This window comes from Thermomicrobiales bacterium (genome assembly GCA_041390825.1).
Taxonomy (GTDB): Bacteria; Chloroflexota; Chloroflexia; order Thermomicrobiales; family UBA6265; genus JAMLHN01.
The window spans coordinates 1-18,989 of sequence record JAWKPF010000052.1 but is presented as its reverse complement, the minus strand read 5'-3'; the positions used below and the strand labels follow the sequence as shown (position 1 = coordinate 18,989).

18 protein-coding genes are annotated in these 18,989 nt (G+C 62.4%); 11 read left to right on the top strand and 7 right to left on the bottom strand.

From position 1 onward, the window contains the following. Both R2855_18925 and R2855_18920 read right to left on the bottom strand, forming a co-directional pair. Positions 1–400: hypothetical protein (locus tag R2855_18925; GenBank protein MEZ4533074.1), on the bottom strand; the 400-nt coding region annotated here is incomplete at its 3' end. Positions 401–767: 367 nt separating this feature from the next. Continuing rightward, entirely contained in the window at positions 768–1,934 is a 1,167-nt protein-coding gene (locus tag R2855_18920) for an alpha/beta fold hydrolase (GenBank protein MEZ4533073.1), read from the bottom strand. 186 nt (positions 1,935–2,120) lie between these two features. On the opposite strand from R2855_18920, the gene R2855_18915 reads away from it, so the two are divergent. Then, a complete protein-coding gene (locus R2855_18915) occupies positions 2,121–2,384 on the top strand; it encodes a hypothetical protein (protein ID MEZ4533072.1) in 264 nt (87 codons plus the stop codon). Between the two features lie 76 nt (positions 2,385–2,460). Here R2855_18915 and R2855_18910 read toward each other — a convergent pair whose 3' ends face one another. The 3 genes from R2855_18910 to R2855_18900 form a co-directional block, all read right to left on the bottom strand. After that, the gene (locus tag R2855_18910; GenBank protein MEZ4533071.1) at positions 2,461–2,703 is read right to left on the bottom strand and encodes a hypothetical protein; all 243 of its coding nucleotides are present in this window, start codon (positions 2,701–2,703) and stop codon (positions 2,461–2,463) included. A gap of 158 nt (positions 2,704–2,861) precedes the next feature. Further along, positions 2,862–4,340 (bottom strand): HAMP domain-containing sensor histidine kinase, encoded by a 1,479-nt coding sequence (locus R2855_18905; protein ID MEZ4533070.1) that lies wholly within the window; start codon positions 4,338–4,340, stop codon positions 2,862–2,864. Further along, entirely contained in the window at positions 4,340–5,035 is a 696-nt protein-coding gene (locus R2855_18900) for a response regulator transcription factor (GenBank protein ID MEZ4533069.1), read from the bottom strand. The genes R2855_18905 and R2855_18900 overlap by 1 nt, the downstream gene beginning before the upstream one ends. Positions 5,036–5,257: 222 nt before the next feature. Between R2855_18900 and R2855_18895 the strand changes: the two genes are divergently transcribed. The 6 genes from R2855_18895 to R2855_18870 all read left to right on the top strand — a co-directional run bounded on the left by R2855_18895 (position 5,258) and on the right by R2855_18870 (position 12,802). After that, positions 5,258–6,058, top strand: coding sequence for an ABC transporter ATP-binding protein (locus tag R2855_18895; GenBank protein MEZ4533068.1), 801 nt, complete (start codon positions 5,258–5,260; stop codon positions 6,056–6,058). Between the two features lie 125 nt (positions 6,059–6,183). Further along, positions 6,184–9,159, top strand: coding sequence for an FtsX-like permease family protein (locus R2855_18890; GenBank protein ID MEZ4533067.1), 2,976 nt, complete (start codon positions 6,184–6,186; stop codon positions 9,157–9,159). A gap of 81 nt (positions 9,160–9,240) precedes the next feature. After that, a complete protein-coding gene (locus R2855_18885; GenBank protein MEZ4533066.1) occupies positions 9,241–9,801 on the top strand; it encodes a hypothetical protein in 561 nt (186 codons plus the stop codon). 14 nt (positions 9,802–9,815) lie between these two features. Beyond that, positions 9,816–11,453 carry a serine hydrolase domain-containing protein gene (locus R2855_18880; protein ID MEZ4533065.1) on the top strand — a complete coding sequence of 546 codons (1,638 nt, stop codon included), beginning with the start codon at positions 9,816–9,818 and terminating at the stop codon, positions 11,451–11,453. Between the two features lie 21 nt (positions 11,454–11,474). After that, on the top strand, positions 11,475–12,434 hold the full coding sequence (locus tag R2855_18875) for a nucleoside hydrolase (GenBank protein ID MEZ4533064.1): 960 nt from the start codon (positions 11,475–11,477) through the stop codon (positions 12,432–12,434). Positions 12,435–12,469: 35 nt separating this feature from the next. Further along, positions 12,470–12,802 (top strand): nucleotidyltransferase domain-containing protein, encoded by a 333-nt coding sequence (locus R2855_18870; protein MEZ4533063.1) that lies wholly within the window; start codon positions 12,470–12,472, stop codon positions 12,800–12,802. Positions 12,803–13,005: 203 nt separating this feature from the next. Here the strand turns inward: R2855_18870 and R2855_18865 are convergent, their stop codons facing one another. Continuing rightward, entirely contained in the window at positions 13,006–13,689 is a 684-nt protein-coding gene (locus tag R2855_18865) for a CDGSH iron-sulfur domain-containing protein (protein ID MEZ4533062.1), read from the bottom strand. A gap of 194 nt (positions 13,690–13,883) precedes the next feature. On the opposite strand from R2855_18865, the gene R2855_18860 reads away from it, so the two are divergent. The 4 genes from R2855_18860 to R2855_18845 all read left to right on the top strand — a co-directional run bounded on the left by R2855_18860 (position 13,884) and on the right by R2855_18845 (position 17,774). Next, entirely contained in the window at positions 13,884–14,753 is an 870-nt protein-coding gene (locus R2855_18860) for a transporter substrate-binding domain-containing protein (GenBank protein ID MEZ4533061.1), read from the top strand. Positions 14,754–14,826: 73 nt separating this feature from the next. Beyond that, complete coding sequence (locus tag R2855_18855; protein ID MEZ4533060.1) at positions 14,827–15,825, top strand: nucleoside hydrolase; 999 nt, start codon at positions 14,827–14,829, stop codon at positions 15,823–15,825. Between the two features lie 225 nt (positions 15,826–16,050). Next, a complete protein-coding gene (locus tag R2855_18850) occupies positions 16,051–16,935 on the top strand; it encodes an amino acid ABC transporter permease (protein ID MEZ4533059.1) in 885 nt (294 codons plus the stop codon). After that, positions 16,932–17,774: an amino acid ABC transporter ATP-binding protein gene (locus tag R2855_18845; GenBank protein MEZ4533058.1), complete on the top strand. Its 843-nt coding sequence runs from the start codon at positions 16,932–16,934 to the stop codon at positions 17,772–17,774. Before R2855_18850 ends, R2855_18845 begins: the two co-directional genes overlap by 4 nt. Positions 17,775–17,790: 16 nt before the next feature. On the opposite strand, the gene R2855_18840 is transcribed toward R2855_18845, so the two are convergent. Then, a partial coding sequence (locus R2855_18840; protein ID MEZ4533057.1) for a C45 family autoproteolytic acyltransferase/hydrolase occupies positions 17,791–18,989 on the bottom strand: 1,199 nt, incomplete at its 5' end.

Here is an 18,989-nt window from a genome sequence, read left to right as displayed (position 1 = left end):
GATCGCCATTGGAAGAGATCGATTTCGCAGTCCATTCAGCTTGGGGAGCCGGGGCGCGCAGCGGATCGAACTGGACCAGAAACTCTTCGACCCCGTTCGTTGCCGGGTGCCCGCCGGTATGGTCGACGAGATCTGGATGCACGACCGCTCGGAGTTCGGCGGATTTCCCCGTTGCCAGGTAGACCGCCAGCGCATCGTAGAACGCCAGGCCAGTACGCGTTGCCTCGGTCGACCTTGCAGGCGCCCACTCGAAAGAGTTACCCCCAACGAGCGCCAGTTGGCCGAGTGTCAGACCAGTGAGCAGCGCGAGTATCAGCGCAATGAGCGCTTGACCCGATACTCCGCTGTTCGTTGGGTGGAATCGGTCTATGGATTTCGGGTTCGACTGGATTGTGTGCATGGGGAACTCGCACTTCCGGCAGGGTTTGCAACAGACTGGACGGTGGTGTCCAGCGCGTCACCCTTTGGGGCAAGCGAATTTCCCGTGAGCGATGCTGACCGGCAGCGCACGTTCGGCGTGCCGCAGTGGATTGGTGACCGGTGCCGATCGATCGAACCGGTGAAAGCCATCGTGTCTGACTACGGATACAGCACCAATCACGATGGCTCAGCGTATCCATTTCCGACCGGCGTCCAGCAGCGATGCCGCTGCGGCAGCCGTGAGTGCTCGAATGGCCGGCGCCCCTGCCGCAATGTGACGTCCAAAGCAGGGATCGCTTGCCCACTCACACAGTACCACCGAAAGTGGCCATTGGGAACTGGTCAGGTTAGGGAACGCGCTCGCGCATCCAGGCGATGGCGTCTGGCGTGCCCGGCTCCAGCACGTCGGTATGCGTTCGTCCTGGGTAGATCGTGAGGGTCGCATCCTCACCCTGGGCCTCGAGCCGTTCGACGAAGCGCTGATTCGATGCCGCCGGAATGACCTCGTCGGCATCGCCCTGTTGAACCAGGATCGGCACACCCAGCGGTCTCTGGCCGGCCGTATTGCGGTCGAAATACGGCGCCCATTTCTCGATCACGTCGGCGCGGAAGAGCTGATCGGGCAGGAAAGGCCGCAGGGTGAACGCGCCGTATTTCATGCGCAGCACTTCAGCGCTGGGAGAGAGGAGCAACGATCCGGGAGTCTTGAGCGCATCGTCTTTCTTGAGCGCTGGGTAGGCGTCGATCCAGCTCGCGACGCTGACCATGACGAGAATGCTCATGTAGGTGCGTTGTTTCGAATCCAGCACGGCGTCCAGGATCAGCCGTAATTCGGCTGCCGGAGCCACCAGCACCGCGCCGGCGATTTCGAGTTCCGGAGCGTAGCCTGGCGCTTCCTCCACCGCGAATGCGGCCGCATGCCCACCCTGCGAATGTCCCCAAACGATCAGTCGATCCGACACCGGGATCCCCGAAAACCTCCGGATCGCCCGCACGCTGTCGAGCACGTTCGCTGCTTCGACCGTGCCGACCAGATAGGAATGCCCGCCTGGCGCGCCGAGCCCCTGATAGTCGGTGTAGGCGACCGCATAGCCGGCGTCGAGAAACGGCTTGATGTTGTTCGCGTAGGTGTAGTTGGTTTCGTCCGAGTTGGCGTCGATCGTCATCGACGGCGCGGCGCCACGCGGCAACCCGGCCGTGCCATGGGCTACTGCGACGACTGGCCAGCCCTCTTCGGATGGAGTGCCCGCTGGCGCGACCATCAGCCCGGAGACGATGGATGGCCTGCCGTGCACATCGGTGGAGCGATAGAGCATGCGCCATCCCGGCGTGCGCATCGTCCACGGAATTTCCTCGATGCGCACGATCTCGCCCGGCTCGCCTGTGCCCAGCACGCTTGGTGGATCGTAGAACGCCGGCGGTTTGGGATAGGTCACCTTCTGTTTGAGGGCATTCACCCCCGCAAACCCGGCTGCGATGATTGCCCCGGCGCCAGCTTTCCGTACCAATGTCATAGGGGATGCCATCTCTCCACGCGCCGCAAACTCGATGTCCCAATTGTGCCGCAGTCGCTGTTGAAGATGTCGACCGCAGCAAATGCCCAGGTCTACCGTTCCCGCCCGCACTGTTTCATAATGAACGGGATTCGACATTCCAACGCAGAGTGGACCATCGGGAATGTCGCAGAAGGACGCACCGTAATGAGCACGACTGTCGATCGCGAGCTCGAGGCAAAAGTCGCTGAAACCATTCGCCGCCTCGAAGAGCAGCGGAACGATCCTGCCTACATGCTGGACCAAATGCACCAGCTCTTCCACCGCATCCACGCTGGTGAAGTGGAATACGGCGTGTCCTGGAAAGAGGCGCACGCGGCGGTGCGCTCCGGCCAGATCTACGAAACGTTCGAGGTTTGTTCCTGGTTGCTCGACATCAATCGACTGAATCGGATGATCGATCGAGCGTGATTCGACGCGATAAGCACGGTCCCAATTCGTTCGAGAACTTTGTCGTGCTTCACGAAAAGCAGCTCCGGGACCGTGATCATTTCTGTTCATCGAAGAGAATCTCCTGCGCGGACCGTATCTTGGAGAAGACGGAGACATCTACATCCAGGGATTGCTTCGCTGCAAGGGGTACACCTTTCTGAAAGTGGACAAGACGATTGCGGTTCTTGCCAATGGTTGGGTCGAAACCGTTGACTACGCTTACCACGGCGGTGTTTCGTTCCCTGAGCACCGTGCCATCTTTCGGTTCGACAATGCCCATGGTGTGCACGAGCAACATGTCTTCGATCCGGTTACCGGAGACGAACTGGGGCTTCCGCGAGAACTGACGCGGGAAGAATGGCCGCATTTGAGTGAGTGCCTCGACATGCTCGAAGCGTGGTGTTTCGCGTATGGAAGCTGTGCTGATCCTGAATCGAGGTAACACGCGCCCGAGCGCTACTTGGTGGGGGCGCCCGAACCGCACGGCAATGACCCGATGAACATCGCCCCGTTGGGTGTCCGATTCCGGGCGGTCAATGTGCCACCGTGGGCCAGGAAGATGTTGCGCGCGATGGTCAGGCCGAGCCCTGCGCCGCCGGTCTTGCGGTTGCGGGACGATTCGCCGCGGAAGAGGGGTGTGAACAGGTTCGGCAGGTCTGCGGCCGGGATGCCTGGGCCGTCGTCGGCAACGCTGAAGACGACCGAGCCGGGAGTGGACAGCGCCTCGATCCAGATCGTGCTGTTGGGACCGGCGTAGCGGATCGCATTGTCGATCAGATTGTCGATCGCGCGGGTCAGCAGATGCGCGTCGGCCGAGATCTCGCACAGATCGGGGCGGACATCGAGCAAGATCGTGCTCTCCTGCTCGGCGGCGCGGGGTTGCAGCGTTTCGGCCACACGTTCGACCAGCGCCCCAAAGTCCAGCGGCTCGCGCACCGGCTCCTGATCCAGGTACTCCAGCCGGGTGAACTCGAAGAGATCGGTGATCATCCGGTCCAGCGTGTCGGCGCGTTCCCGGGCAAGCTGAAAGTAGTACTTCTGCTTTTCCTGGGTATCGGCCACCCCGGTTTCGATCGCCTCGAACGATCCGCGCAACGCGAAGAGGGGGGTGCGCAGATCGTGCACGATGGCGCTGATGAACTGCTTGCGCTCCGCTTCGAGCTTGGCTTCGTGTTCGAGCGATTCTTTCAGCTCGGACGCCATCCCCTCGAACGCGGCATTGAGCTCACGCACCTCCCGCACGCGCGAGCGCGGAAGGGAGATATCGAGGTTCCCGCCGGCCACCTCGCTCGCGGCATCGCTGGTGGCGGCCAGCGGTTTGACCACGCTCCGCCCGAAAAAGATGGCAATGCCGATGAACGTCAACGCCAGGAAGATGAAATAGGAGATCGGCACCGGGAGATAACGGGTATCGTTGGGATCGCTGAGGTATCGAATCGCCGCCGATTGGTCCGTTGTTGAGCTCGGAACGATGGTGATCATCCCGCCTTCGTCTCCCGTGAAGGGGAGCGAGACTCCTTCGGAACGGAAGATCGGCTCTCCGTCCTGATAGAGCACGATCTGCGCGTCGTCCTTCTTCGCCTGGGCTTCGAGCGCGGCTTGCCAGGCCGGGTCGTCCCATTGCGCGCCAGATTCCCGCAGCATCCGCTCGGTGGCAGTCGCTTCTGGACGGTCGAAGAACGTAATCCCGATGGCCACCATGCCGGCGCCAATACCGGGAAGAATCATCAGCACCAGAAGCGCGATGAAGAGCCAGCGCCGGAGAGAGATACTGGAAAGCCGTAACCAACTAAAGAAGCGGAACCAGACTCGTGGGCTCACCGCCCAGCGGGTCAGCCGGTAGCATTGTTTGGTGCACCAGGCAATCGGCCGCCAGACGAGCCAGTCCAGCAACCGGACCGACCATTTGCGCACCGGTCCCGTAGAGGCGTCCATCAGGCAGGCCGCCCGTCGAAGCGGTATCCGGCGCCCCAGACCGTCACGATCAGCTCGGGATGCGATGGATCGCGTTCCAGCTTGTCGCGCAAGCGGCCGATATGGACCGTTACCGTGTGCTGGTCGCCATACGAATCCCACAGGCGGTCGAAAAGCTGGTCGCGGCTGAAGACCTGACGCGGATGCTCGGCGAGAAGCTTGAGGAGATCGAACTCTCGCGCGGTGAGCGGAACCAACCGGCCATCCCGGCGCACCTCACGGGCCTGGACGTCGATGGACAGGTGATCGAACTCCAGAGTCTTGCGTGCCGGAACCGTGCTGGGACGTGAACGTCGCAAGACGGCTTTCACCCGCGCCACCACCTCGGCCGGGGTGGCCGATTTCACGATGTAGTCATCGGCCCCGAGTCCAAGCCCGCGAATCTTGTCGCTGTCGTCCATGCGCGCGCTCAGGATGAGCACGGGTATGTCACCGCGCTCCCGCACGGTGCGCAGCAGATCGAAGCCGGACATGCCCGGCATCATGATGTCCAGCAGCATGCAGTGCACCGGCTGTCGTTGCAGCGCGGTCAGGGCTTCGGAGCCGTCGCTGGCCGTCACCACCTGGTAGCCCTCGGCGCGCAGAAAGTCGCTCATCAGTAAGACGATCTCGGGTTCGTCGTCTACGACAAGGACAGTGGTGCGTTCGTCGCTCATGCGAGATCTCATCTGGCGGCGAATTCCGCCTGTGCGCCCATTATCGAAGGGGAATTTGCACTTTCCAAGCCCATTTCGCGCATCTGACCGAATGGCTATCGGCCGTTGAGGAACTGTTGAGGTTTGCGCCAATTGCCTGTTGAGCAACGTTCCCTAGCATCGATGGTGGGTCGACACGAGGAGCGGCCATAAGCGAATTGAAGCGAAGTGAGGTGAATCCAAATGCGATTCTGGAAACGAAACCAACCGATTGTCCCCATCGATGGCGCCATCATTCAGGCGTCGCACGTAGTCAAAACGTACGACACCGGCTCCGCCAAGGTGGAAGCCCTCAAACAAATCGACTTTTCAGTCCAACGGGGCGAGATGGTGGCGGTCATGGGTCCGTCCGGGTGTGGCAAGACCACGCTGCTCAACTGTCTGTCGGGGCTGGACAGTGTCGATAGCGGACAGATCATTCTGGACGGCAACGACCTGGCGAAGATGGGGGACAAGAAACGGACCCGCTACCGCGCGCACCGCATGGGGTTCATCTTTCAGGTGTACAACCTCCTGCCGGTGCTGAGCGCGGTCGAGAATGTCGAGCTTCCCTTGCTCGTTTCGGGTGTGAAGCCGTCGGAGGCGCGTGGGAAAGCGGAAGAGGCGTTGGCGAAGGTCGGACTCTCCGATTGGGCGAATCACCGCCCAGCAGAGATGTCCGGCGGACAACGCCAGCGTGTCACGATCGCCCGCTCGCTGGTCAACAACCCGGCAATCGTTTGGGCCGACGAACCAACCGGCGCGCTCGACTCACATACCGCTGACGACATCATCAGCCTGCTGCGCGCGCTCAATCTGCAGACCGGTCTGACCACGGTGATCGTTACTCACGATCAGACCATCGGCGATCGTTGCGACCGGATCGTGCGCATGCGCGACGGATTGATCGAACCGGCCGCTGCCACCGCCATCGTGCGCGATCGGTTCGCTCCGGTCGGCGTCACCCGGGAGACCTATCAGCCGGTGGGCGCGTTGGCGGTTTGACGAGCGGAAATGGGAGATAGGAAATAGGAAATAGATCCAACAGCCTCGCTCCCACCGTTCTCCCAACACTGTTCCATTTCCTATTTCCCATTTCCTATTTCCACACAAGGTAGAGGACATCCAACATGACTGAGCTATTCGGAATTCCTATGTCGACTATCGTGCTGGTACTGGCGGCAATGCTCGTCCTGAGTTTGCTCTCGGTTGCCTGGGTCTACCTGCGCCGCCGCGTGATCTTCCGCATTGGCGCCCGCAATATTCCTCGCCGCAAGGCGCAAACTGCGCTGATCGTCTTTGGACTGATGTTGAGTACCCTGATCGTCACTGCTGCGCTCGGCACGGGCGATACGGTCAATGGCTCGATGACTTCTGAGGTCTACGGGCAGCTTGGGACGATCGATCAATTCGTTGCCAATCCGATCGACGAAGAGCTCGATGGCAACAGCTTTACCTCCACGATCCCGGCCACAGCCTGGACCGAACTCCAGCCCACCATCGACGGTGAAGAGTTGATCGACGGCGCCAGCCCCATGCTGGAACGCCGGGTTTCCGCGCGCGAACTGGCAAGTGGCATCGGGTCGCCGGAACTGGTCGCCGTTGGGCTCGATCCCGCGACGGTCGGTTCGGTGGGCGGGTTGACCGCCACGAATGGCGATACGATCGATCTCGCCAGTTTGCCTGCTGGTTCGGTGGTGCTGAGCCAGTCTGCCGCTGATGAGCTGGGCGCCGCTTCCGGCGATCAGGTGGAACTCTTCACCAACGGATCCAGCCAGACATTCACCATCGCCGCGATCGCGGAAAACAGCTATCTCTCCGGGATGCGCCGCGACAACGAAACCGGTGAAGAGATCGCCGGAATGGCGATGACCCTCGGCGCGTTGCAAGAGCTGACCGGCATGGACGGGCAGATCAGCGGGATTGCGCTCTCGAACACGGGTGGCGTCGAGGATGGACTCGACCGGGATGACGCGGTCAAGAAGGCCCTGCGGCCTGCGGTCGATTCGCTCGGGTTGACCATCAATTCACTCAAGCAGGGGTGGCTCGACATCGCCAATGAGATCGCCAGTGTCTTCACCGGGCTCTTCCTGGTGGTAGGGCTCTTCTCGATCTCGGCTGGAATCCTGCTCATCCTGCTGATCTTCACCATGCTGGCGGCCGAGCGCCGCTCGGAGATGGGCATGGCGCGGGCAGTTGGCGCGCAGCGCAGCTCGCTGGTGCAGCAGTTCATGAGCGAAGGAGCGTTGTACGCGCTGCTCGCCGGTCTCGTGGGCTCCGCCCTCGGCGTGGGTGTTGCTCATGCCATCGCGCGCTCGTTTGCCTCGGTCTTCGGAAAGTACGCGCATGTCGAAACCTCGATCTCGGCCACCAGCGTCATCGCCGGGTACTGCCTGGGTGTGGTGATCACCTTCCTGGCGGTCGTGATCTCCTCATGGCGGATCAGCCGGCTCAACATCGTCGCGGCTGTGCGTGACTTGCCCGATGCCTCGCATCGGCGGCGTTCGTGGAAAACCTTCCTCTGGCAGGGATTGCTGCTGGCTGGTGGCGTGCTGTTGACCATGCAGGGCGTCTCGTCCGGGTCGGCTATGCCGTTCACCACCGGAATCAGTCTGTTGATCCTCGCCGTCGCGCTGATCCTGCGGCAGGTTGGCCTTCCCGGCCGTATCGCCTTCACCGGCGCCGGGGTGTTGCTGCTCGTCTTCTGGTTGCTGCCGGACGATCAGTTCACCCGCATCTTCGGCGAGTACGAAGGCAACTTCGAGATGTTCTTCGTCTCCGGCATCTTCCTCGTCATCTCGGCCACGCTGGTCATCATGCAGAACGATCGCGCGCTGCTCGGGCTGGTGTCGCGGCTTGGCTCGGTCTTCCGCTCGCGGGGCGCCGCGCTCAAGCTGGGCGTCGCCTATCCGGGCGCGGCCCGCAGCCGCACCGGCATGACCATCGCCATGTTCAGCTTGATCGTTTTCTCGCTGGTGTTGATCGCCACCATCAATCTCAACTTCGAGCGCGCGTTCCTGAGCGACGCTGCCGGCGCCGGTTGGGATATCGAGGCAGCCACGGGCGACAAAGACCCTGTTCCCAATCTGGAGTCGACGCTTGCCCAGGGTGGCATCGATTCCTCGACCATCGTCGACATTGGCGTCCAATCGACTACTGCCGACGGCCAGGTGGCGCAGCCCGGCGATTCCTCCTGGTACGGGGTCGATTTCAGCGGCATGGACGAGGCGTACATCGACGGCGCCGAGTGGGTATTCATCGGACGGGCCGCGGGATATGAAAGCGATGCGGCCATTGTCGAAGCGCTACGCAGCGAACCTGGCGTGGCCGTGGTCGATGGTTTCATCCCCAGCGGAATGGACGATCCGAATCTGGCGAAGCTGTTCGATGGCATCGAGGCCGACGAGCAAGGGTTCGCCCCGGTCGAACTGCAAGTTCGCAATGGGGACGGGACACCACAGACCGTGCGCATCATTGGGGTCATTTCGCCGAAGCTCTCGGACTTCGTCGGCATCTACACCAGCGACGCGACCGCAGCACCGATCTTGGGCGACGAGATCGACACCCGCTATCTGATCAAGGTCTCCGACCCCGATCAGGCAGCCGAGACGGCGCGCGACATCCAGTCCGTGCTCCTTTCGAGCGGCGTCAAGGCGATCTCGATCCAGGAGCAGCTGCACGACGATCAGGAGGAAAACGCGGGGTTCTTCCGCATCCTGGAATCGTTCATGGCCCTTGGACTGATCGTCGGTATCGCGGCCATCGGCGTGATCTCGTTCCGAAACGTGATCGAGCGTCGCCAGCAGATCGGCGTTCTGCGCGCGATTGGGTTCCAACGCGGCATGGTCTCCTGGTCGTTCCTGATCGAAGCCGGCTTCATCGTTGGAGTGGGCGTGCTTTCGGGAACGGTGCTGGGCATCGCGCTGGCGCGCAACTTGCTGACCGGAAATCAAATGGGCGCCACGGGCGGGATCGACTTCACGGTCCCCTGGAACACGATTGGCATCGTGCTCGCGCTGGCGGTGGTCGCTTCCCTGATCACCACCTGGCTCCCGGCGCGGCAGGCCGCGCGCATCGTCCCGGCCGAAGCGCTCAGATACGAATAGACAAGACACAATACGGTATCTTCGACGGGGAGCCTCGCGTCATGCGAGGCTCCCCATCTCTCGAAACGTGGGTGATCATCGATGAGTTCAGTTCTTTCCCCGTTCCTGCGCGCAACGCTCTTCTCCCTCCTGTTGGCGGTGATGGGCGCATTGCTCCTGCTTTCCTGGCCGGGTTTCGTGCGCGCGCAAGATGCGCCCGCCGCCGATTGCGGTTCCGGACCAAATGTGGCGTGCCCAGATCCCGACGATCCCAGCGCCCAGTACATCGGCTCGGTCACCGCGCTGCCGGATGGCATCGTGATTCTCCTGACGAACGATGGCTTGGACAAGGCACGCGACTGCGGGGGCCCGGAAACGATTGCCGCCCTGGCGCAGTCGCTCTACGCGTCGATTCCCATCGAAGAACGTGCTGAGTTCCAGCTCGACTGGTCCAGCGCGACGCTGATGAACGAGATCTACGGCCACGCGTTCCTGAACCGGCTCTCGGAGGGCATCGGCGCATTCGGTGGCATTTACGAGCGCTCGAACCCGATCAACATCGTATTCGCTGATTACGGCGGACCCGGCCAGATGACGACCGAGGCGCGCGCCGAACAGGCTACCTTCGCCGGGCTGGGCGCCATTCATCGCGCGGCCTGCTGACCGTGGAGCGCCCAATGCTGTTCGACCGAATCGACGCGATCGCGCAACGCACCCTGACCGAATCCGAAGCGCAGGGCATGGCGATCGGCATCGCCACTCGCGACGGACGGCGGATCCTGCGCACCTATGGGTTCGCAAACTGCGACGCCCAGTTCCCGGTGCGCGACGAGACCCTGTTCGAGATCGGATCGATCAGCAAGTGCGCTCTCGGCATCGTCTTCATGCAACTCGAAGCCGAAGGCAAGATCGACCTGCATGCGCCGATAACCGACTATCTGCCCTGGTTCGCGGTCCGCTCCGAGCATGCGCCGATCACCGCGCACCACCTGCTCTGCCACACCGCCGGGCTTCCCACCGGGTTTGCCCACCGGCCCGATAGCCTCTGGGAGCTCTGGGAGCTACGCAATGTGCGAGTCGCGGCTCCCGGTGCGTATTGGCACTACTCCGATGTTGGCTACAGCCTGCTCGGGGTGCTGGCCGAGGCGGTCACCGGGCAATCGTTCGACCGCATATTGACCGAGCGGGTGCTCGCGCCGCTGGGATTCGCCACCTCCACTGCCTCGGTGACCACGAGCCAACGGTCCGCCCTGGCGATGGGCTACAAGCGGCAGTTCGACGATCGGCCCTGGCGCAGCGGCGATCCGGTCTATCCCGCCACCTGGATGGAAACCTCCTCCGGCGCGGGGAGCATCGTGATGGACATCTCGGACATGCTCGGCTACGCCGAATTCCTGCTTCGCACCTGGAATGGCGAGACGTCCCCGGTGCTGACCCCGGAGCAACTGCGTGCCATGGTCGATCCTGCCCGGCTTCCCGATCCGGCAGCCGAGGAGGAGTATGGCTACGGTCTCTATTGGGGGACGGATGAGGATTCGGGCGAGGTGGTTTTCCTCGGTCACGGTGGCGATATGGTCGGGTACGAATCCGATCTGCTGGTCGATATCGCCAACGGCATCTGCGTCGTGATGCTGGCCAATGGCGCGGTGCCGGACTACATGATGACCAACGATCTGCGGAAGCTGGTCGTCGCCTCCATCGACGGAGCCCCGTTGCCTGAGCTCTCATCAGAAACACTGCGCTCGTATGACGGCGCGGATGCGTGGGCGGGCGAATGGCATTCGGCCGGGCGGCAGATCGAGATCGTCCTGGCCGAGGATGGGTTGACACTGATCGAAGGCGATGACCGAATCCCGCTCCAACGCCCCTCCCGGCGCTCGAACGATTCCCTGACGGTTGGGCATTCCGACTGGGACCGGTTCCTCCTGGAAGCCGTGCGCGATACATCTGTGGAAGACGACGACGCACCTGGCCCGATCGTGACACTCCACCACGGCGGCGAGACCTTTGCGCGGTTGGGCGCGCAGCTTCCCGAATCGCCTTCTTATCCACCCGAATGGGAGGGGTTCACCGGGTTCTATCGATCCTACAATCCGTGGTATCCGGCGCTGCGCGTCGTGCTCCGCGACGGAAGGCTCTACTTGTTCGATAGCTACGGCCACGGGAACGAGCTACGTCCGGAGGATGACGGATTTCGGGTTGGAGCAGAGCCGCCGAGTTTCGACTGGCTCGCCTTCACGCCGATCATCGACGGAATAGCGCAGGGCATCCGTTTCGAAACCGGCGCCGAGTACAACCGGTTCTTTTCTGACTGACAGATCACAGGGGACGAAGACATGAGCGAACGACGACACCTGGTGCTCGATGTCGATGTGGGCATCGATGACGCGCTCATGATGTTGATGTTCCTGGGAGAACCGTCCGTAGAGATCGTTGCGGTCGGTTCCACGCATGGAAACTGCACCGCCGCCGATGCCGCACTGAATGCGTTGCGGGTGCTGGAGGCATGCGGCGTGCATGACGTTCCGGTGGCGCTCGGACCGGAAAGCCCGCTCGACCCGCCGCATCAGGCAAGCCATGTGCATGGGTTCGACGGACTGGCCGATCTGGGCTTGCCGTTGCCGTCGGGAGCCATTACGGGAGAATCCGCGCCCGATCAGCTCGTCCGGCTTGGAAGAGAGCGTCCGGGAGAGCTCGACCTGATCGCGGTCGGCCCGCTCACCAATCTCGCCGCCGCGCTGGAACTCGATCCCGCATCGTTGAAACGGTACCGCTCGGTTGCCTGGTTGGGAGGCGTGTCGATTGCGCCGGCGAAAGAGCTGGTCAATGACTACTACGATGCCAACACGCTCTCCAACCCGGAGGCGGCGCGCGCGGTCTTTGCGTCCGACAGCCCCATCACCGTCATCCCCATCGATCTCTCCTACCGCGCCATCCTTTCAGATGAGCAGCTAAATGCGATCGAGCGCGCCGATACCCCGCAAGCCCAATTCGCCTGGAGCATTCTGCCGTTCTATTGCAACTTCTACGAACCCTGGATCGGGCGGTGGTCGGCCTGCATGCACGATCCGATTGCCGGTGCGGTCGCCATCGACGATTCGTTCGTCACCCACGAAGTCCAGCGCTCGGTCGTGCTCGAACCGTACAAGGACCGGGTCCACGCGCACGGACAATCGGAACCGGTCGCAGGCGCGCCACCCAAGCGCATCGTCGACGATGCCGACGTCCCGCGCTTCATGGACTACTTTGTCGAGCGCCTGCTGGGACCCGTCAATCCGGCCTACGTCACGGAGTAGAATCAGCGGATACACGTACTCGATTGGATTGTCCGATGATCGACCTCATTACCGACAACCTCCCCGCCATTACCGCACTTTGCGAGAAGCACGGTGTGCGCAAGCTCGAAGTGTTCGGCTCTGCAACCAGACCGGACCGGTTCGATCCTGAAACGAGCGACGTCGACTTCGTGATCGATTTCCTGGACTATGGTCCAGCGATTGTCGATCGGTTTTTTGGGTTCGCCGAAGATATCGAACTGCTCCTTGGACGACATGTTGATTTCATTTTTGGTGACAAGCCGATCAAGAACCCATATCTCCGTGCGTCCGTGAATAAGTCGAGGGTGACTATCTTTGCATCGTGCTCCTTCGACGCTGCCGCGTGAACCCAACGTGGTCGTAGTGGCGGCACCCGTGGCCGCCAGCGGCCGGCGGCCGCCATGGATGGTCCCATAGCCAGGCCACCTGATCGGATGAATGGTTGTTCGGCGCGTCTGTTATCGCGCTGCGCGCGATTGGCGGTCACGGGTCCCGCCACTACGGAGCGATGGGCGGGCATGGATCCCGCCACTACGGAGATTGGCCCTCGCTACGGCGCTTCGAAGCCGATCTCTGCATGGGTTCCGTCGCAGAAGGGTTTGTTCTTCGACTGGCCGCACCGGCAGAGGGTGACGCGGTTGCGCGTTTCGTAGGTGAAACCGTCCTGGGTCGTGATCGGAATTCCGCCGCGCACCCAGAGCGGACCATTGGGCACGGTGGCGATCGAGGGCTCGAATCCCGGTTCGATCGGGGTTCCGTCCGGTTCCGCGACTGCCAACCGCCCCGATGGGCAATTCGACACCATGGTGATCAGCCGGTCCCGCACCTCTGGATCGTTGCTTTTGCGGATCATCTTCCAAACATTGGTCACGCGGTTGCTGCAGAATCCGGCATGCTCGCAAAGCGATTCGTCGTCGGTCATCACAATGGTGTCCGCCTCGAACGAGCGGGCCCGCTCGTTCCGCGGTGTTCGATCGGCGGTCAGTGCCGCGTCGGGAAATCCGACACTGGCATGCGAGCCATCGCAGAAAGGCTTGTTCTGCGAATTCCCGCACCGGCAGAGGGCATAGCGCGCTTTCGGCTCCGATTGGTCCGTTTTTCCTCCGACCGGATCCCAGGCCAATCGTTCGCCCTCGGCGCTTTCGACTGGATGTCGAGATACCAGCGGCACTCCACCCCGGACGATGTACGGCCCATCATCGGTGATCGTGATCGAGAGCTCACGCTCGGCCATGGATTCGCCCCCTCCAAAAAGTCGCGACTCTGTGCAACTATACCGAGCGCACAGTTCGTCGCGGGCAAACTGGGCGGCTGCCAGCGACGCCGAGAATATCTTAGTTATTCATTTACATATGCTAATATCGCGCAATAGGCGTTGCCGCCACAATGTCCTGAGAATCGTCGTTCGCGCTCGGAGGTTCCCACGGAATGATTACCAGACGAAAACTCATCCCGGCCGCAGCCGGGGTCGTTGCCCTCGGCGGTCTCGGCCGGCTTTCCGGCGTGGCCGCGCAAGATGCCACACCGGCAGTCTCCGCCTCTCCGGTGGTCGCCAGCATCGATGAGCTTCCGCTCAAGAATGCCGGTCGGCTAACCGTCCATGCCGACCAGCCGCTCTATCCGCCCTGGTTCATCGACAACGATCCCACCAACGGGCAGGGATTCGAAAGCGCGCTGACCTACGCGATTGCCGAACGCCTCGGCTTCACGGCCGATCAGGTCGATTGGGGCTATACCTCGTTCAATACCTCGTACGCCCCAGGCCCGAAGGACTTCGACTTTTACATCACCGAGGTCTCGATCACCGAGCCGCGCAAGGAAGCGGTCGATTTCAGCGATCCCTATTACGGCTCCCCGCTCGTGCTGCTGGGTGTCGACGGTTCGCCGATCTTCGAGGCCAAGACGCTGGAAGACCTGAGGCAGTACACGTTTGGCGCCCAGGTCGGCACCGTGTACTACACCTACATCACTGAGGTCATCCAGCCGGATAACGATCCGCTGATCTTCAACACGAATGCCGACTCGATCCAGGCGCTGGTAAACGGCCAGACCGACGCCGATCTCCAGTCGTTGCAGATCGCCCAGTTCGTCGTGTCTGACGCCCAGTTCCCGCAGCTTGGATTAGTTGGGGTGCTGCCGGACGGTGAGACCGATATGGGCATGGTTTTCGAGAAGGGGAGCGAGCTCGTTCCCTATGTGAATCTGGCGCTTCAGTCCCTGAAGGACGATGGCACGCTCGACGCGCTGATCGCCGAGTGGCTGCCGGTCCCGGCGGATCTGCCCGAAATAACCAAGTAGCCTCGAACAGGTTCGAGTACGAAGCGGGCCGGCCGGGTGAGCGGCTGGCCCGCTTCGTCTGTGAGGAAACCGGATGACCGATCGCCATGCTGTTGTGCTCGATGTCGATGTTGGTATCGACGATGCGCTGATGATCCTCTATCTCCTCTCCGAACCGGAGGTGGAGGTGGTCGCCATCGGCGCAACCCATGGCAACTGCTCCGCGGCCGATTCGGCCAGGAACGCGCTGCGTACGCTGGAAGCGGTGGGTGTGACCACCGTGCCCGTGGCGCTCGGTCCGGAAAGCCCGCTCGACCCGCCATTGGCCGCACCCCAGGTGCATGGGTACGATGGATTGGGCGATATCGGGCTTCCGGAACCGGTTGGCCAGGTATCCGGCGAATCGGCCATCGATCAGCTGGTGCGGCTTGGAGCGGAGCGCCCGGGCGAGCTCGACCTGATCACGGTCGGGTCATTGACCAACCTGGCCGGCGCGCTCCGGAAAGATCCCGAAAGCCTGAAACGCTACCGTTCGGTGACCTATCTCGGCACCCTGTCGGACTATCCCGATCCGCCGCCGGTGCCCGATTACAACGACGCGAATGTTTACTTCGATCCCGAAGCGTCCCGTGCGGTGCTCTCCTCCGACACGCCCATGACGATCACGCCGATCGATCTCTCTCGCCGGGCCGCGCTGGAAGATCGGCATCTCGATGCCCTGAAGAACGGCGCCACGCCGCAGGCGCGTTTTGCCTGGACCATCCTGCCCTACTACTGCAACTTCTATCAGGAACGGCTGGGCCGCTGGTCGGCCTCGATGCACGATCCGCTCGCGGCGGCGCTGGCGATCGATCCCTCGCTGGCGCTGGACGTGGTGGAACGTCCCATCGTGGTCGAACCCTACAACGGCAGGCATCGTGCGGTCGGGCGCACGTCGCCCTCCCCCGACACGGAAGGTATTCCCGCCAAACGCATCATTCCCCAGGCCGACCTGCAGCGCTTCCTCGACCGTTTCGTCGACGTCCTGCTTGGCCCGGTCAATCCGGTCTACGGCGCCGGTTCGGCGGCGAAGCGCTCGTCGCCGTCGAAGTAGCCGCTGCGGTTCTGCGTCCCCGATGGTCGATCGACGCGACGCCTGTGGCTGTGACGCCAGGAACGAACTCCGGTCGAGTCGGGCGGATGGTGGTTCGTGGTTGTCCGCGCATCGCCCATTCGCGAGAATGAGATACTCAGTTGCGGTCTCGGGATCGGGCCTGGTCGCTGGCTTGCCCAGCAGATCGATCGCCGAGCGAACGCCGGAATCCACAAGGAGAGAGCAATGAGCGCGCCGGCCACGTCCGCGCCTGGTGAGTTGAGTCCGGAGCAAATCCAGGTGTTGCTGACGCCTGTACCGCCCTGGAAGCAGGGCGCGCTCTGGAAGTCGATAGCCATCGCGCTGGTTAGCTCGATCGTGCTGCTGGCAATCGTGGCGTTCATCCTTTCGAATTCGACCGGTTGGGAGTCGTTTCGGCAGGCATTTTTGAGCTGGCCGAACTTCAAAGCGGCGTGGCCACTGGTGCTCGACGGCTTCAAGCTCAATATCAAGATCTTCATGATCGCCGAGCCGTTCATCCTGGCGATCGGTTTGCTGATCGCGCTCATCCGGGTGACGCGCAGCCCGGTGCTCTTTCCCTTGCGGGCGTTTGCCGTTGTCTACACCGACTTCTTCCGTGGCGCCCCGGCCATCCTGGTCATCCTCATGCTCGGCTTCGGCATGCCGGCGTTGCGGCTGCAGGGAGTACCGAAAGACCCGATCTTCTGGGGCACGGTCGCCTGCATTCTCACCTCGTCCGCGTACACCGCGGAGACCTTTCGCGCCGGGATCGACTCGGTCCACCCCAGCCAGCGCGCCGCGGCTCGTTCGCTCGGGTTCTCGAATCTGCAGACCCTGCGCATGGTCGTGCTGCCGCAGGCGATCCGGCGGCAGATTCCGCCCCTCTTGAGCGGATTCGTTGCCTTGCAGAAGGAGACCGCGCTCGTCTCGGTCATCGGTCCGCTGGAAGCAACCCGCCAAGCGCAGATCTACTCGGGGCTCTACTTCAACTTCACCAGCTATCTCACCGCGGCGGTGCTCTTCATTGCTATCACGGTGCCGCTGGCCCGCTTCACGGACTATCTGGTGAAACGTGACGCCCGTCGCCGCTCGGCCGGAGGTGCATATTGAGCGCGTCGTCGCCCTTGCTCCGAATCGAGCACGTCTACAAGGCGTACGCCGATCATTTGGTGTTGCAGAACGTCGATTTGACGGTCGACGCCCACGAAGTCATCTGCCTGATCGGGCGTTCCGGGTGCGGAAAATCGACCCTGCTCCGTTGCATCAACCTGCTGGAAGAGATCCAGTCGGGTCGGATTCTGCTGGAGGATCGGGAAATCACCTCTTCGAAGATCGATGCCGACCGCGTCCGCCAGGAAATCGGCATGGTCTTCCAGTCGTTCAACCTCTTTCCACACCGGACGGTGCTGGAAAACATCACCATGGCGCCGATTCACGTCCAGAAGGTGCCGAAGCGGCAAGCGCGCGAGGAAGCGCTGGAACTGCTCAATCGGATCGGGCTGCCAGACCGGGCAAACGAATATCCCGACCGGCTTTCCGGCGGTCAGCAACAACGCGTGGCCATCGCCCGCGCATTGGCGCTCAAGCCGAAGCTGATCCTGCTCGACGAGGTCACTTCATCGCTCGACCCGGAGACCATCGGCGGGGTGATGCAGCTCATCCGTGAGCTGCGCGGCGCTGGTATGACGATGATGATGGCGACCCACCAGATGGGCTTCGCGCGCGAGATCGCCGACCGGATCGCCTTCCTCGACGCTGGCCGCATCGTCGAAATCGGGCCGCCGTCACAGATCTTCGACAACCCGAGAGAAGACCGCACCCGCGAGTTCGTCAGCCATGCCCTTTCCGCCGCCGCCGACGAACTGGAAATCATTGCCCCGGTTACCGCTGACCGTGACAGCCTGCGCCTGACGAACCCGCATCTGTCCGCTCTGGAAGAGGTGGAGTAGGCGGGGCCGTGCGTCGCTACTCCTCGGTCGCGACCTCGCCATCCCCGGCGAAGTAGGTCCATGGCTGCGACGGGCGGTCGATCAAATAGCCTGCTTGCCAGTTCCACTGCGGGTGCTGTTGCAGGAAGTCCCCTGCATCGAACGGGCCGCCATCGGCCCGTCCGAAGCGGCCCCACATGCTCATGTTCTCGGCGTCGGCCGCGGTCGTGACTTTGCCTTCGACCGAACCCGCTGGAGTGAATGGGACGTTCCAGACCGCGTTTGGATCGCTGACGTATTCCATGGGATCCACGTCATAGTGGGCGCAGATCGTGCGGGACGACGGATTGATGTAGCCCAGGTAGGGATCGAACGTATCGGCCAGCATCGTCTGTCCGATCTTGGCGTCGATCGCGCCATAGTGTTGATCGAGCAACTGCGGCCAACGGACCCGGCGGGCGCCGGTCTGCTGGCGCACGTCGCTCCAGCCGGTGTCGGTGCTTTCCAGATTGCGGATGCGCGGGTCGGTCGGGGCGTTCGCGCCGAAAAAGTAGCCGTCGGTCTTCTTTTCCAGCAGCTGGTAGATCAGACCCTGTTCGTAGTTGGCGATCTCGCCGGTCGCGATATCGCCGATCAACCACATGTTCGCGTAGCCGCCGTTGTTCCCGGCGTCCATCAGCTCAACCCAATGGTCGATGCTCTCGCCGTATTGGCCGGCAGTGCGCGCACGCACGTATTCGGGCACCTTGTCGACATCGTAGCCCTGGTAGCCGACCATCGTCGTTTCCACCACTACCAAACCGCCGCCGGTGACCCAGAAGTCGGTCATGCTGGCGATCCACCCCGGGCTCCCCTGGTAGACCAGCCGATAGCCGTCGTCGGGTGTGATGTCCAGAATGAAGTTCATGTACTGGCCGTTCCAGAACTCGGTGAACGACTCGTGACCGATCACGATCCGGCCATCGGCGGTGGCGTCTCCCGTGGCGATGAAGGCGCTGCAATGACTCTTGCGGTTGCCGGTGGGAGCGCTGTTGGCATACTGGCTGGCCACCTCCGGCCACCAGTAGCCGGTCAGCTCCATGTAGGCATTCCAGCCGATGATGTCGTCGAGCGTGGTGGGCACTCCCGCGGCGGTGTAGCCCGCCGCGATCCCTTCCATCTCTTCGAGCAGCTCGGGCGTGATCTTGTCCTTGTGCAGCTCGGCGCCCTTCTCGACGAAGAAGGAATAGTCCATTC

Coding starts and splice junctions, on each gene's coding strand:
- R2855_18850 (MEZ4533059.1), top strand. CDS start 16,051: ATGAGCGCGCCGGCCACGTCCGCGCCTGGTGAGTTGAGTCCGGAGCAA.
- R2855_18895 (MEZ4533068.1), top strand. CDS start 5,258: ATGCGATTCTGGAAACGAAACCAACCGATTGTCCCCATCGATGGCGCC.
- R2855_18885 (MEZ4533066.1), top strand. CDS start 9,241: ATGAGTTCAGTTCTTTCCCCGTTCCTGCGCGCAACGCTCTTCTCCCTC.
- R2855_18875 (MEZ4533064.1), top strand. CDS start 11,475: ATGAGCGAACGACGACACCTGGTGCTCGATGTCGATGTGGGCATCGAT.
- R2855_18880 (MEZ4533065.1), top strand. CDS start 9,816: ATGCTGTTCGACCGAATCGACGCGATCGCGCAACGCACCCTGACCGAA.
- R2855_18905 (MEZ4533070.1), bottom strand. CDS start 4,340: ATGGACGCCTCTACGGGACCGGTGCGCAAATGGTCGGTCCGGTTGCTG.
- R2855_18890 (MEZ4533067.1), top strand. CDS start 6,184: ATGACTGAGCTATTCGGAATTCCTATGTCGACTATCGTGCTGGTACTG.
- R2855_18900 (MEZ4533069.1), bottom strand. CDS start 5,035: ATGAGCGACGAACGCACCACTGTCCTTGTCGTAGACGACGAACCCGAG.
- R2855_18870 (MEZ4533063.1), top strand. CDS start 12,470: ATGATCGACCTCATTACCGACAACCTCCCCGCCATTACCGCACTTTGC.
- R2855_18855 (MEZ4533060.1), top strand. CDS start 14,827: ATGACCGATCGCCATGCTGTTGTGCTCGATGTCGATGTTGGTATCGAC.
- R2855_18915 (MEZ4533072.1), top strand. CDS start 2,121: ATGAGCACGACTGTCGATCGCGAGCTCGAGGCAAAAGTCGCTGAAACC.
- R2855_18920 (MEZ4533073.1), bottom strand. CDS start 1,934: ATGACATTGGTACGGAAAGCTGGCGCCGGGGCAATCATCGCAGCCGGG.
- R2855_18910 (MEZ4533071.1), bottom strand. CDS start 2,703: ATGTTGCTCGTGCACACCATGGGCATTGTCGAACCGAAAGATGGCACG.
- R2855_18860 (MEZ4533061.1), top strand. CDS start 13,884: ATGATTACCAGACGAAAACTCATCCCGGCCGCAGCCGGGGTCGTTGCC.
- R2855_18865 (MEZ4533062.1), bottom strand. CDS start 13,689: ATGGCCGAGCGTGAGCTCTCGATCACGATCACCGATGATGGGCCGTAC.